This is a genomic window from Curtobacterium sp. Csp1, assembly GCF_013347185.1.
In genome coordinates this window covers 38,034-51,174 of sequence record NZ_CP054594.1, presented here as the reverse complement: position 1 = coordinate 51,174, position 13,141 = coordinate 38,034, and the positions used below count along the sequence as shown (strand labels likewise).

Sequence of the window (13,141 nt, the reverse complement as noted above, 5' to 3'; positions counted from 1 at the left end):
ACCTCGGACGCCTGCGACCACGCGGATCCACGGGGAGGAACCGATGCCGAGCGCGCTCGTCGGCTCGTTGAGCTGTGCACGGTGTTCGCGCATCCTCGCGTCCGGTGAGCGGTTCTGCACGCGGTGCGGCGCACCGCAGGTCCGAGCAGCCACCGGTGCCGCGACGTCCACCGCCGCCGGCCTGCTCACGGGGGTCGTCCCCGCGAACGCGACCCGCCGCCGGACGGTGGTCGTCGTCGACCTGCTGGCCACGATCCTCCCGGCCGTCGCCGTCGCCGTCGCCACCGCGTCCACCGGCCCGACCACCTGGATCGTCGCGGCTGTCGGCGTGGCCGCCCTGGTGCTGGTGGTGCAGCTCGTCGCGACGGTCCGCTCGGGACGGACGGTCGGACTCGCGGTCTGTCGAGCGCGCCGCGTGGACGTCCTGACCGCGCTCCCCCCGTCGGTCCTGACCGCGGTCCGTGCCACCCTCGCACCTTGGTCGGGCCCCTCCACCATCACCGCCGACCTCCGGCGTGGCCGCGACCCGCTCACCCCGGCGCGTGCCCCGCTCGACCGCCAGGAGCTCGGACCCGCTGTGGTGCCGGCCGCGCCCGCGCCCACGGAGGGTCGGCGGGCCGCCCGGGCACGACCGCCCGCCGGGGGTCCCGAGATCTCGGCGCACGGCGCGACGACGACCCGACGAGGCGACCGGCGGGACGCCACCCGCCTGCTCGACGTGCGGCTCGTCCCCACCACCGGCGACACGATCGTCGTCCGCGGCACCCTCCTCGTCGGCCGGCGTCCCGAGTCCGACTCCCCCGACGTGACGGTGCTCGCGCTCCCGGACATCGCGCGCACGCTGTCCCGGAACCACGCGGTGCTCGAGTGGACGGACGAGCTCCTGTGGGTGACCGACCTGCACACCACGAACGGCACGACCATCACGTCACCCGAGGGGACGGTGCAGCCGCTCGTGCCCGGGCAGCGCACGGCGGCGGCACCGGGTTGGCGCGTCGAGCTCGGCGAGCGGAGCTACACCGTGACCGCGGGCACCCGTGCAGCGCCCCCAGCCCCACGACCGGACCACGAGGAGACGACAGCCCGTGCCTGACAACGACGACACGATCCTGCTCGAGTCCGTGCGGACCCACCGGGTCCGGCTCCGCGGTGCGTTCCTGATCGGTGGGCTGACCGAGCGACGCACCGTCAACGACAACGTCCGGCGACTGATCGGCAGCACGGTCCTGGCTGCCGTGGTGTGCGCCGGCTGCGTGGGGACGGCATTCGTCCTCGGTGCGATCCGTGACGGGCAGGTCGGGGGTTCGACCTCGACCGTGCCGTCGAGCCCCGCGACCCCCGCCGGAGGCGCCCGGTGACCGACTTCACGCGCCTCACCGTCGTGGGTGCCACGCGCCGCGCGACGCTCGTCATCCCGAGCGACGAGACCCTCGGATCACTCGTCCCCCGGCTGGTCGAGCTGCTCGACGAGCGCGTCGCCCCGGTGGCCCGGCCGCTGACGCTCCTGCGGTCGACCGGGGAACAGCTCGACCCGACCGCGACGGCAGCCGAACAAGGGGTCGCGGACGGCGAGGTGCTGCGGCTGCTCCGGCTCGACGAGGCGCCGCCGCCGCCCGAGGTGAGCGACGTAACGGACGCGGTGAGCGACGCACTCGGCTCACGCGCCGGTCTCTGGGACGCTCGCGCGCGGCTCGGCGTCGGCGCGGTCGGCGTCGGAGCGCTGACGCTCGCCGCCGGGACGACCGCGCTCGGGGCGCCCGGCCTCGCGGCGGTCCCGGCGGTGGCCTGGCTGGTCTGCGTGCTCGGCGGTCTCGGAATCGCGCTCGCCGGCGCCCGCGCGGTCGCGTGGACACTGCTCGGTGCGGCCGTCGGCCTCGCGGTGCCCACGGCTGCCGGCCTGGAGGCGCTGCTCACCTCGTCCGGTCCGTCCGGATCCGTGGACCCGGCCCTGGCGGCGCCGGTCGCGACGCTGGTCTGGCTCGCGCTGTTCCTGGTCGCCGGGCTCGGCCGCCGCTCCGCGCCGGCGTCGCTCGGCGCAGCAGTGGGGGTCGTCGGCGCCGGTGCAGCGACGCTCCTCGCCGCGACACCGATGACCGCCGCCGAGGGCGCAGGGGTCCTCGCCACGGCCGCGGTCGTCGTGGTCGGCCTCGTCCCCTGGTACGCCATGTCACTGTCCGGACTGACCGGCCTCGACGACCAGGTGATCGCGGGCAGGCTGGCGCAGCGCAGCACGGTTCTCACCACCGTCGACCGCGCCTACCGCACCCTCACGTGGTCGACCTTCGCGGTCGCGTCGACGCTCGGGATCGCACTCGTCGGCGTCGCGGCCGGCCCCGCCCCCTGGGCACCGTGGCTCGGCGTGGCCCTCGTCCTCGTCACGGCGCTGCGGACCAGGGCCTTCCCCCTCGCGACGCAGGTCGGAGCGCTCTGGGCCGCGGTCCTGCCCGGTGTCGTCGTGGGCGTCACCCGGCAGCTGCACGGATCGGACGGCGTGCTCGCCACGGCGGTGCTCGGCGGACTCGCCGTGGTCGTCGCCCTGCTCGTGCTCGTCGCACCCGCACGGCACCAGCGCGCCTCGCTCCGACGGCTCGGGAACGTGCTCGAGACACTCGCGGTCGTCTCGCTCGTCCCGCTCCTGCTCGGCGTGTTCGGGGTCTACGAGCAGCTCCTCGGGGCGTTCTGATGGGTGCGCTCGGCTCGCTCGTCCGCTCGGCGCCCGCCGCGCTGTTCGGGGCCACGGCGGCGCGGACCAGCGTGCTGCGGGATGCCGACCGCGCGGTCCGGGCACCCCTGGCGCTGAGTCGTCGGATCGGCTTCGTGCAGCTCGCCGGCGGCGTCGGTGCCTCCACGACCGCCGCCCTGGTCGCGAACCTGGTCGCGCACCGCCGCCAGGGCCCCGTGCTCGGGGTCGACGCGGCCGCCGGCGCACGGTCGATGCTGTGGCACGCCGGGCTGCCGGACGCGCCGCCAGCGGGCACGGCCGGACGTCGCCCGGACCCGGTCTCGGCCGCCGATGCGACCGCTGGCCTCGTCCGCACCGGGTCGGGGCTGTACACGCTCGACGTCCGTCCGGCGCCGGACGACGACGAGCAGGGTTCGCCACCGCGTCAGGCGACCGAGTCGACGTGGGCGGACGCCGTCGCCCCCGTGACCCGCTTCTTCGACGTCGTCTGCACCGACTGGGGTGTCCGGCTGCCGGGCGTCGACCTGACGGCGGTGGCGTACGCCAGTCACGCGGTGTGCCTGGTGGCCCGGAGCGACCGGGCGTCGCTCGAGCGTGCGGTCTCGGTCGTCGACGCCCTGCGGTCGCTCGAGCACGCCCCGGTCGTCGTGGTCGCGGCCGTCGACCTCGGTGCCGGCGGCGCGCGGGCCGTCGACGCCGTCCGGTGGCCACCCGGCACGGTGTCCACCGTCCCCACGGACCGTGCCCGCCGCAGCGACGTCCCGCGATCGAGTCGGGACCTGACCGTCGCCACACGCACCGCCCACGTCCGTCTCGCCGCCGCGCTGCTCACCCCGGGGAGGACCGCACGATGACCCGTCGACTCGTCCACCGCCCGACCCGGGTCAGCCGACCGCTCCGCGAGGAGCCGACGGAGCACCTCGCTCCCCCGCCGGCGCTCCCGGAGGGACCGGTCGGCGGCGTCCCGATCCAGACGCTGCTCCCCGTCGTCGGCTCGCTGTCCTCGATCGTGATGATCGTCGTGCTCCGGAACGCGAACCCGGTGTTCATGGTGATCGGTGCCGTCGTCCTCGTCGTCGCGCTCGTCGGCGGCATCGGCATGGCGCTGTCGCAACGCGGCAACCAGGCCAGGACGCGACGGTCCCAGCGCGAGCGCTACCTCGACTTCCTCGAACGGACCCGGACCGAGATGCGCGTGCGCGCCCGCGACGTCCGAGCGAAGGCGACCGTGCTCAACCCCGAACCCGACGCCCTGGTCGAGGTCGTCCGTGACCCGGCGCGGCTCTGGGAGCGGCGCCGCGGTCACGACGACTTCCTGCGGGTCCGTGCGGGCGTCGGCGACGTGCGGTGGTTCGACCTGGTGCTGCCCGACGACGACAACCCGGTGCAGCCGTTCGACCCGATCATGCTCGACGAGGCGAAGACCGTGGTCCGGCACTACGCGAGCGTCGCGGGCATGCCGGTCACCGTCGACCTCGACCGGGCCGGGCACGTCGCCGTCATCGGCGACCGCGAACGGGTCCTCGAGACCGCCCGCGGCATGATCGCGCAGCTCGCCGCCTTCCACTCGCCCGAGGACCTGCACCTCGCGCTCGTGCACGCCGCCGGTGCCGCCGACGACTGGCGGGGCTTCGACCTGCTGCCGCACGCGGTCGACGACGAACTGCTCGACGGGGACGTCCCCGCGCGCCGCATCGCCCCGGACGTGCCGGCCCTGCTCGGGGTGGTCGGCGGCGAGCTGGCCGACCGGGCACAGTTCGCCGCGACCGCGAAGCGCAGTGCCGGCACGAGCGACCAGGCCGAGAACTCCCGGCTCGTCGTCTTCGTCGACGACCACGGCCACGTCGCCTCCGACCTGCCGGTACCCGACGCCGACCTCGGTCTCGCGGACCTGCAGGTCACGACGGTGCACCTGCTCTCCGACCGGCTGCACGAGCCGTCGGACGTCACGGTGCGGGTGGTCGTCGAGGACGACACCGCGACGGTGACCGACGCACGACGCGAGGCCGACGGCGAGGTGGTCGAGACCCGCTTCCGGACCGACCGCGTGCCGGCGACGACGTTCGAGACGCTCGCACGCGAGCTGGCGCCGCTCCGGTTGAGCCTCACCGCGCAGGACGCCGCGGAGTCCACGGACGGCATCGGCATCGCCGAGCTGCTCGGGATCGGCGACGTCTCCGAGGTCTCCCCCGAGCAGGTCTGGCTGCCCCGGTCGCCGCGGGACTTCCTCCGCGTGCCGATCGGTCTGGACGACTTCGGCGCCCCGGTGCTGCTCGACTTGAAGGAGTCGGCGCAGCTCGGCATGGGTCCGCACGGCATCTGCATCGGCGCGACGGGCTCGGGCAAGTCCGAGATGCTCCGCACCCTCGTGCTGGGTCTGGCGATGTCGCACGCGCCGGAGGACCTCAGCATGGTGCTCGTCGACTACAAGGGTGGTGCCGCGTTCGCCCCCTTCGCCGGTCTGCCCCACGTCGCCGGCATCATCGACAACCTGGAGGACGACGCCGGCCTCATCGAACGCGCCCGGGCCTCGATCGCCGGGGAGGTCGTGCGACGACAACGCGTGCTCCGCGACGCCGACAACGCGCCGTCGATCACGCACTACCGGGAGCTCCGGACGCAGCGCCCGGACCTCCCGCCGCTCCCGCACCTGTTGCTGGTCATCGACGAGTTCGGCGAACTGCTCACGGCGGAACCCGACTTCATCGAGCTCCTCATGACCATCGGCCGGATCGGCCGATCGATCGGCGTGCACCTCCTGCTCTCGAGCCAGCGCATCGAGGCCGGTCGTCTGCGGGGGCTCGACACCTACCTGTCCTACCGGCTCGGTCTCCGCACGTTCTCGGAGGCCGAGAGCTCGACCATCCTCGACCGCCCGGACGCCTTCCACCTGCCCGCCGTGCCCGGCTACGGCTACCTGAAGGTCGACACGTCCGTCTACCGGCGGTTCCGCGCGGGTTACGTGTCCGGGCCGGTGGAGGCCACCACCGCACGCGCCGAGGCGTCGACCCGACCAGAACCCGTGCTCCTGCCTGTCTTCAACACGCTCGCGGCCGAGCAGGACCCGTCCCGGTCGACCGCCGAGCCGGAGCTGCGTCGCCCGGAGACGGGTCGAGCGCTCGTCGACGAAGCCGTGGAACGCCTGCTCGACGCCGACCGGACGACGCGACCCATCTGGTTGCCGCCGTTGCCCCCGCGGTTGGCGCTGTCGCGGGTCGTGACCGAACGGGTCGACGGCGCCCACGCGCTCCGTGTCCCGCTGGGCCTGCTCGACGACCCGTCCGAGCAGTCGCAGCGCCCCTGGCACCTCGACCTGACCCGCGCGGGAGGTCACGCGGCGGTCATCGGTGCCCCGCAGTCGGGCCGGTCGACGATGCTCCGCGCCGTCGCCGCGGCGACCGCACTGACCGCGACCCCGCAGCAGGTGAGCATCTACGGACTCGACTTGACCGGCAGCGGCCTGGCACGCATCGAGGGGTTCCCGCACGTCGGCGGAGTGGCGACCCGCGCCGACCCGGTCACCATGCAGCGGTTGCTCGAGGAGCTGCAGCTCATGCTCGCCGCTCGGGAGCGGGTGTTCCGCGTGCACGGTGTGGACTCGCTCGACGCGCTCCGCACCCGGCACGCGGCCGGTGAGCTGCCCGAGCTGCCGAGCGCGGAGGTCGTCCTGCTCGTCGACGGCTACGGCGCGGTCCGGGACGAGTACGAGCGGTTCGAGCCGATGCTCGCCGAGCTGCTGCAGCGCGGTTCGGGCCTCGGCGTCCACGTCGTGGTCACGCTGACGCGGTGGAACGAGCTCCGGATGGCCGTCCAGCCCCTCGTCGGCACCAGGGTGGAGCTCCGCCTGAACGACCCCGCCGACTCGGTCGTCGACCGGAAGCTCTCGCAGACGATCCGCGCCGACCAGCGCGGTCGTGCGATCACCGAGGAACGCCGGTTCGTGCAACTCGCCCTCCCGGTGATGGACGACGTGGACGACGACGACGTCGCCGACGCCCTCGAGGCGCTCGCCCGTCGCGCCGCCGCGAGCTGGACCGGGCCGGGCGCTGCGCCGATCCGGCTGCTCCCGTCGGACTACGAGCCGGCCGAGCTCCCCGACCCGTTCGCGGAGCCGGACCGCGTGCCGTTCGGCCTGCGCCAGGACACCATGCAACCGGCGTTCCTCGAGCTAGGGGACCGCGACCAGCACCTGCTCGTCTTCGGCGACTCGCGCTCCGGCAAGTCGACCCTGCTACGCGGCGTGGTCGAGGGCCTGGTGGACCGCCACGCCCCCGACGAGCTCGTGGTCGCGGTGATGGACAGTCGCGGCGGTCTCACCGACGTGTGCCCGGACGACTACCTCGGTGGTCAGGCGTCGAGCGCGCTCGAAGCCCGGTCCCTGGCCGCCGCCATCGCCGAGGAGCTCGCGAAACGTCAGGCGTCGAACGGCCGCGGCGCCGGTCCTCGGATCGTCGTCGTGGTCGACGACTTCGACATCCTCGCCAGCGGCGGCACGCAGCCGCTCGAACCGCTGCTGCCGTACCTCCCGTCCGCCCGGGACCTCCGGCTGCACGTGCTCCTGACCCGTCCGGTCGCCGGCCTGCAACGAGCACTGTTCGACCTCACGCTCCAGGCGCTCCGCGACACCGGCGGCAGCACGTTCCTCATGTCCGGTGAGCGGAGCGAGGGACAGATCGCTCCGCAGGTCTACGCCGAGCCGATGACCCCGGGGCGGGGACGCATGCTGCGGCGCGGCGAGCGGTCCTTCATCGCGCAGGTGGCACACTTCCGCCCCGACGGTGGGACGGGTGCGGACAGCCGAGCCGGCACCGACGGAGACGCACGATGACCACGACGCCGGTCCGGATCGTCGTCGCGGGCACCGCCGGGGGCGTCGGCACGACGACCGTCGCCGCGCTCCTGTTCGAGGCGCTCCGCCGGGCGTCGACCACGGGAGCGCCGGTCCTGTACGACCACTCCGGCGGCGACCTCGGTCTCCGACTCCCGAACGGTGACGACGTCTCCGCGCTCGACGACACCGTCGCGGTGCACGACGCCGGTGCCCATGCGTTGCGCGGCGGGATCGACGCCCTCGCCTCCCCCGTCGACGTCCTCGTCCTCGTCGTCCCGGCGACCCGCGGCGGGCTCGACGACGCCGACACGGTGCTCGCGACCGCCGAGCGTCGGTTCGGGACCACCGCCGTGACCCGCACGCTGGTCGTCGTGAACACCCCGTTCGACGCCGACGTCCCGCGGAGCGCGCTCGACGACCTCCGGGCACGGCACGGGCACAGCTCGGTGCTCCGTCTGCCCGGCGACGTCGCGCTCGCCGTCGGCGGCCGTGTCCCGACCGCCCGACTGTCGGCAGGGACCCGGCGGGCGCTCGCCGAGCTCGACCGACGCGTCGTCGGGGTGCTCGGGACGCAACGCCGCGGCTGAACGCCGGGTACCGTCGGAGGCCACCCGATCGATCAGGAGGTCCCGTGGATTCCCGTGCCGTCCGCACGTTCCGAGTGTTCGTCGTCGTGACGGCCGTGGTGGCCGTCGTCCTCGGGATCGTCGCGATCGTCTGGCCCCGCCCCTCGCTCGTGCTCGTCGCCCTCGTGTTCGGCGTGTACCTCGTGGTGGCCGGGGCGCTGCGGGTGTTCGCCGCCGTCCGGGGGCACGGCACCCCACCAGCGTGGCGCTGGACCTCGGGCATCGTCGGGGTCCTCGTCGGGCTCGCCGGCCTCCTGACGCTCGTCGACCCGGCGATCCCGCTGCTCGTCTACGCCGTGCTCGCCGGGATCGCGTTCCTGGTCGAGGGCATCGCTGCCCTCGTCGGCGCCGTGGTCGGGCACCCCGGTTCCTCACGGGTCCCGACGGTCGTGAGCGGCGTGCTGTCGATCCTCGGCGGCGTCGTGGTCCTCGTCGCCCCCGGACTCGCCCTCACCGTCTTCACGGTCTTCTCGGGGATCGCCCTCGTCGTGGTCGGCGCCGCCGCGCTCCTGCTCCTGCCGCCCCGCGCGGCGATGCGACGCTGACCGCGCTGCGCCGCTGACCGCCACGCACCGAACCCGACCGGACGCCTCCGCGCGTCCTACGCGCTCCCCGTCCCGAACAGCAGGCCGAGTCCGTACGTCACCGCGGCCGCACCGAACCCGATCGCGAGCTGCCGCAGGGCCCGACGCAGCGGCGACGCTCCGCTGAGCACCCCGACGACCGCGCCCGTCCCGAGCAGCGCGATCCCGACGAGCAGCGCCGCGAGCAGCACAGCCGCCCACCCCTCGAGCCCGAACAGGTACGGCAGCACCGGGATCACCGCACCCGACGCGAAGAACAGGAAGCTCGACACCGCCGCGCTCATGCCGTTGCCGACCGCCTCGTGTTCGTCCGGGCCGGTCGCCGACGGCACCGTCCGCCCGCCGAGGACCTCGTCCGCGTGCGCCTGCGCCTCGACCTCGGTCATCCCGCGTGCCCGGTAGACCAGCGCCAGCTCGTTCGCGTCGACGTCGAGGTCGGCGACGGCCTGCCCGGCCTCGGGGTGCGGCGCCGAGGCGTCGAGCAGCTCCCGCTGCGACCGCACGGAGACGTACTCCCCCGCGCCCATCGACAGCGCACCGGCGAGCAGACCCGCGACGCCGCTCAGCAGGACGAAGTGCCGGTCGGCGCCGGACGCACTGATGCCGATGATGAGCGCCAGGTTCGACACGAGACCGTCGTTCGCGCCGAACACCGCCGCCCGGAACGTCCCGGACAGGCGCATCCGCCCCCGGTTCGCCAGCCCGCGGACCACCTCGCCGTGGATCCGCTCGTCGGCGGCCATCCGCGCCGTGGCGTCGTCGTCGTCGGCGTACGGCGAGCGGTCCTCGGCACGCTGCATGAGCGCGAGCACGAACACCGAGCCGAACCGCTTCGCCAGCGCGGCGAGCACCCGGGTCCGCCAACTCCCCCGCAGCGGCCGCCCCGCCCGGTCGCCGAGCAGGTCGATCCAGTGCTGCTCGTGCCGGCCCTCCGCCTCGGCGAGGGCCGCGAGGATCTCGCGCTCCTCACCCGTCCGTCGCGCGGCGAGGTTCCGGTAGACGGCGGCCTCCGCCCGCTCGTCGGCCAGGTAGCGGCGCCAGCGACGCAGGTCCGTCGCGGTGGGTGCGAAACGGTTCTCGTCCTGGAGGCTCACCCCACCGATCCTGCCCGCTCACGCCCGCGCGTGGACGGGTGGGTGCGCAGAGCGGGCGCGGCCGCGTCGTCGGGTGCGGCTCCGTTCCGGACGAGGGCGGGCGTGGGACGCGACAGGGCGCGGACCGGAGGCGGTGTGCGGAACCCGCACCGTGCCTCCCGTCCGCGCCCTGTGGCGTGGTGACCGGGTGTCAGTCGCGCACGTAAGCCGGGGCGGCCTCGGCGTGCGCGTCGCCGACGCGGTGCACGCGGAGGTCGTTCGTCGAGCCCTCGATGCCGGGAGGCGAACCGGCCGTCACGATGACGCGGTCGCCGGGGGCGGCCAGGCCGTTCTCGAGGAGGACGTCGTCCACCTGCGAGAAGAGCTCGTCGGTGTGGGTCTTCCGGTCGACCAGGAACGAACGGACGCCCCACGTGAGGGCCATGCGGCGACGCGTGGCCTCGTTCGGGGTGAACGCGATGATCGGCAGACCGTGGCGCAGACGCGACATGCGGCGGGCCGAGTCGCCGGACTCGGTGAAGACGCAGAGGTACGACGCCTCGGTGAACTCGGCGATCTCGACCGCGGCGAGGGTGATCGCACCACCGAGCGTGCGCGGCTTGGTGCCGAGCGGGGCGATGCGCTCGAGGCCGTGGTCCTCGGTGGACTCGACGATGCGGGCCATCGTGCGGACGGTCTGCACCGGGTACTCGCCGACGCTGGTCTCGCCCGAGAGCATGACCGCGTCCGCACCGTCGAGGACGGCGTTCGCGACGTCGGAGGTCTCGGCACGGGTGGGGATCGGCGACGAGATCATCGACTCGAGCATCTGCGTCGCGACGATGACCGGCTTCGCCATGCGGCGGCTCAGCTCGACGGCGCGCTTCTGCACGATCGGGACGGCCTCGAGCGGGAGCTCGACGCCGAGGTCACCGCGGGCGACCATGATGCTGTCGAACGCGTCGATGATCTCCTCGAGGGCGTCGACGGCCTGCGGCTTCTCGATCTTCGCGATGACGGGGAGGCGCTTGCCCTCCTCGTCCATGATCTCGTGCGCGCGGTCGACGTCGGCGGCGTTGCGCACGAACGACAGCGCGATGAGGTCGGCACCCTGGCGGATCGCCCAGCGGAGGTCGGCCTCGTCCTTCTCGCTCAGCGCCGGCACGTTGACCGCGACGCCGGGCAGGTTGATGCCCTTGTTGTTCGAGACGGTGCCGGCGACGACGACCTCGGTGCGCACGCGCACGCCGTCGGTGTCGAGCACGCGGAGTCGCACCCGGCCGTCGTCGATGAGCAGCGGGTCGCCGGGCTTCACGTCCTGGGGCAGGCCCTTGAACGTCGTGCCGCAGATCTCCTTCGAGCCGGGCACGTCCTCGGTCGTGATGGTGAAGACGTCACCGACGGCGAGCTCGTGGGGGCCGTCCGCGAACCGGGCGAGGCGGATCTTCGGGCCCTGCAGGTCGACGAGGATCGCGACCGGCTTGCCGAGCTCCTCGGCGGCGCGACGGACGTTCTCGTAGTTGGCCTCGTGGACGCTGTAGTCACCGTGGCTGAGGTTGAGGCGGGCGACGTCGACGCCCGCTTCGATGATCTCCTTGACGGTCTCGTACTCCGACGTGGCGGGTCCGAGCGTCGAAACGATCTTTGCGCGTCTCAATGGATTCCTTCGTGTGGTGGATGGTGCTGGGGTTTCCGCGCTGTGGGGCCGCGCGGAACGACAGCAGGCCACCAGCACCCTATCGAGTGCCGGTGGCCTGCTGCTCACTGGCGGTCGTGCGTTCCCGTGTCGTTCACGTCGCCCGCCCGGTCAGACCGAGATGGCACGGTCGGTGGCCTTCACCGGTGCCGGCAGGATCGTCGAGCCCTCGAGGTACTCGTCGACCTTGGCGGCCGCGGCGCGGCCCTCGGCGATCGCCCAGACGATGAGCGACTGTCCGCGGCCGGCGTCCCCGGCGACGAACACGCCCGGCTCGTTGGTGGAGTAGTCGGCCTGGCGTGCCACCGCACCGGACGGCGTGGTCGGCAGACCGAGCTGCGGCTCGAGCGTCTCGGTCTCCGGGCCGGTGAAGCCCATCGCGATGAGGACGAGGTCGGCGGGGATCTCGCGCTCAGTGCCGCTCTTCGGGACGCGGCGGCCGTCGACGTACTCGGTCTCGGCGACCCGGAGCGCCCGGACCTCGCCCGCGGCGTTCCCGAGGAACTCGACGGTCGACGCCAGGTAGTGCCGCTCGCCGCCCTCCTCGTGGGCGCTGGAGACCTCGAACACGGTCGGGAACATCGGCCACGGCTGGTCGGACGGACGCTCGAGCGGCGGCTGCTTGCCGATGGCCAGGTTCGTCACGCTCAGCGCGCCCTGCCGGTGCGCCGTGCCGATGCAGTCCGCGCCGGTGTCGCCGCCGCCGATCACGACGACGTGCTTGCCCTCGGCGGTCACCTGGTTGTCGACCGTGGTGCCCGCGTTCGTCTTGTTCTGCTGGACGAGGTAGTCCATCGCGTACTGCACGCCGGCCAGGTCGCGGCCGGGGATCGGCAGGTCGCGCGGGACGGTCGCGCCGGTCGCGACGACCACCGCGTCGTACCGGGACTTCAGGTCGTCCCAGGTGATGTCGACGCCGATCTCGACGCCTGCGCGGAAGCGGGTGCCCTCGGCCTGCATCTGGGCGAGGCGCGCGTCGATCTGGCGCTTCTCCATCTTGAAGTCCGGGATGCCGTAGCGGAGCAGGCCGCCGATGCGGTCGTCGCGCTCGTACACGGCGACGGTGTGGCCGGCGCGCGTGAGCTGCTGCGCGGCGGCGAGGCCGGCGGGGCCGGACCCGACGACCGCCACGGTCTTGCCGGTCAGGCGCTCCGGCGGGTGCGGGGTGACCCAGCCCTTCTGGAACGCCTCGTCGATGATCGAGACCTCGACCTGCTTGATCGTGACCGGCGGCTGGTTGATGCCGAGCACGCACGACGCCTCGCACGGCGCCGGGCAGAGTCGACCCGTGAACTCCGGGAAGTTGTTGGTCGCGTGCAGGCGCTCGATCGCCTGGCGGCCCTCGCCGCGCCACGTCAGGTCGTTCCACTCGGGGATGAGGTTCCCGAGCGGGCAGCCCTGATGGCAGAACGGGACGCCGCAGTCCATGCAGCGGCCGGCCTGGCGCTTGAGCGCGCCGGACTCTTGCTGCTCGTAGACCTCTTTCCAGTCCATGAGGCGGACGGGGACGGGTCGTCGTGCGGGGAGCTCGCGCTCCTGGACCTTGAGGAAGCCCTTCGGGTCAGCCACCGGTCACCTCCGTGGTGTTGATGCACACTGCCGGTTCCGTGCCGAGGATCTCAGCCACCGGTCACCTCCGCGATGTCGA

At 73.7% G+C, this 13,141-nt stretch carries 10 protein-coding genes; 7 read left to right on the top strand and 3 right to left on the bottom strand.

Annotated features, from left to right (window positions below; translation table 11 throughout):
- Positions 1-43 precede the first annotated feature (43 nt).
- Genes HUN58_RS00225 through HUN58_RS00195 form a run of 7 tightly spaced genes read left to right on the top strand, consistent with a single transcriptional unit; the run spans position 44 to position 8,685 of the window.
- Entirely contained in the window at positions 44-1,093 is a 1,050-nt protein-coding gene (locus tag HUN58_RS00225; protein ID WP_180225350.1) for an FHA domain-containing protein, read from the top strand.
- Positions 1,086-1,358, top strand: coding sequence for a hypothetical protein (locus HUN58_RS00220; protein WP_058742548.1), 273 nt, complete (start codon positions 1,086-1,088; stop codon positions 1,356-1,358). The genes HUN58_RS00225 and HUN58_RS00220 overlap by 8 nt, the downstream gene beginning before the upstream one ends.
- Complete coding sequence (locus tag HUN58_RS00215; protein ID WP_180225351.1) at positions 1,355-2,683, top strand: EsaB/YukD family protein; 1,329 nt, start codon at positions 1,355-1,357, stop codon at positions 2,681-2,683. Before HUN58_RS00220 ends, HUN58_RS00215 begins: the two co-directional genes overlap by 4 nt.
- Complete coding sequence (locus HUN58_RS00210; RefSeq protein WP_058742550.1) at positions 2,683-3,537, top strand: hypothetical protein; 855 nt, start codon at positions 2,683-2,685, stop codon at positions 3,535-3,537. The genes HUN58_RS00215 and HUN58_RS00210 overlap by 1 nt, the downstream gene beginning before the upstream one ends.
- Positions 3,534-7,511: a type VII secretion protein EccCa gene (gene eccCa, locus HUN58_RS00205; RefSeq protein WP_180225352.1), complete on the top strand. Its 3,978-nt coding sequence runs from the start codon at positions 3,534-3,536 to the stop codon at positions 7,509-7,511. The genes HUN58_RS00210 and eccCa overlap by 4 nt, the downstream gene beginning before the upstream one ends.
- Complete coding sequence (locus HUN58_RS00200; RefSeq protein ID WP_058742551.1) at positions 7,508-8,101, top strand: hypothetical protein; 594 nt, start codon at positions 7,508-7,510, stop codon at positions 8,099-8,101. The genes eccCa and HUN58_RS00200 overlap by 4 nt, the downstream gene beginning before the upstream one ends.
- A 44-nt stretch (positions 8,102-8,145) precedes the next feature.
- Positions 8,146-8,685, top strand: a complete 540-nt coding sequence (locus tag HUN58_RS00195) for an HdeD family acid-resistance protein (RefSeq protein ID WP_167510088.1) — start codon at positions 8,146-8,148, stop codon at positions 8,683-8,685.
- A 56-nt stretch (positions 8,686-8,741) separates the two neighbouring features.
- Here the strand turns inward: HUN58_RS00195 and HUN58_RS00190 are convergent, their stop codons facing one another.
- From HUN58_RS00190 to HUN58_RS00180, 3 genes are all read right to left on the bottom strand, one after another.
- Entirely contained in the window at positions 8,742-9,818 is a 1,077-nt protein-coding gene (locus HUN58_RS00190; RefSeq protein ID WP_180225353.1) for a VIT1/CCC1 transporter family protein, read from the bottom strand.
- A gap of 190 nt (positions 9,819-10,008) precedes the next feature.
- Positions 10,009-11,454, bottom strand: coding sequence for a pyruvate kinase (gene pyk, locus HUN58_RS00185; RefSeq protein ID WP_058742554.1), 1,446 nt, complete (start codon positions 11,452-11,454; stop codon positions 10,009-10,011).
- 150 nt (positions 11,455-11,604) lie between these two features.
- Positions 11,605-13,062: a glutamate synthase subunit beta gene (locus HUN58_RS00180; protein WP_114849958.1), complete on the bottom strand. Its 1,458-nt coding sequence runs from the start codon at positions 13,060-13,062 to the stop codon at positions 11,605-11,607.
- Positions 13,063-13,141 lie beyond the last annotated feature (79 nt).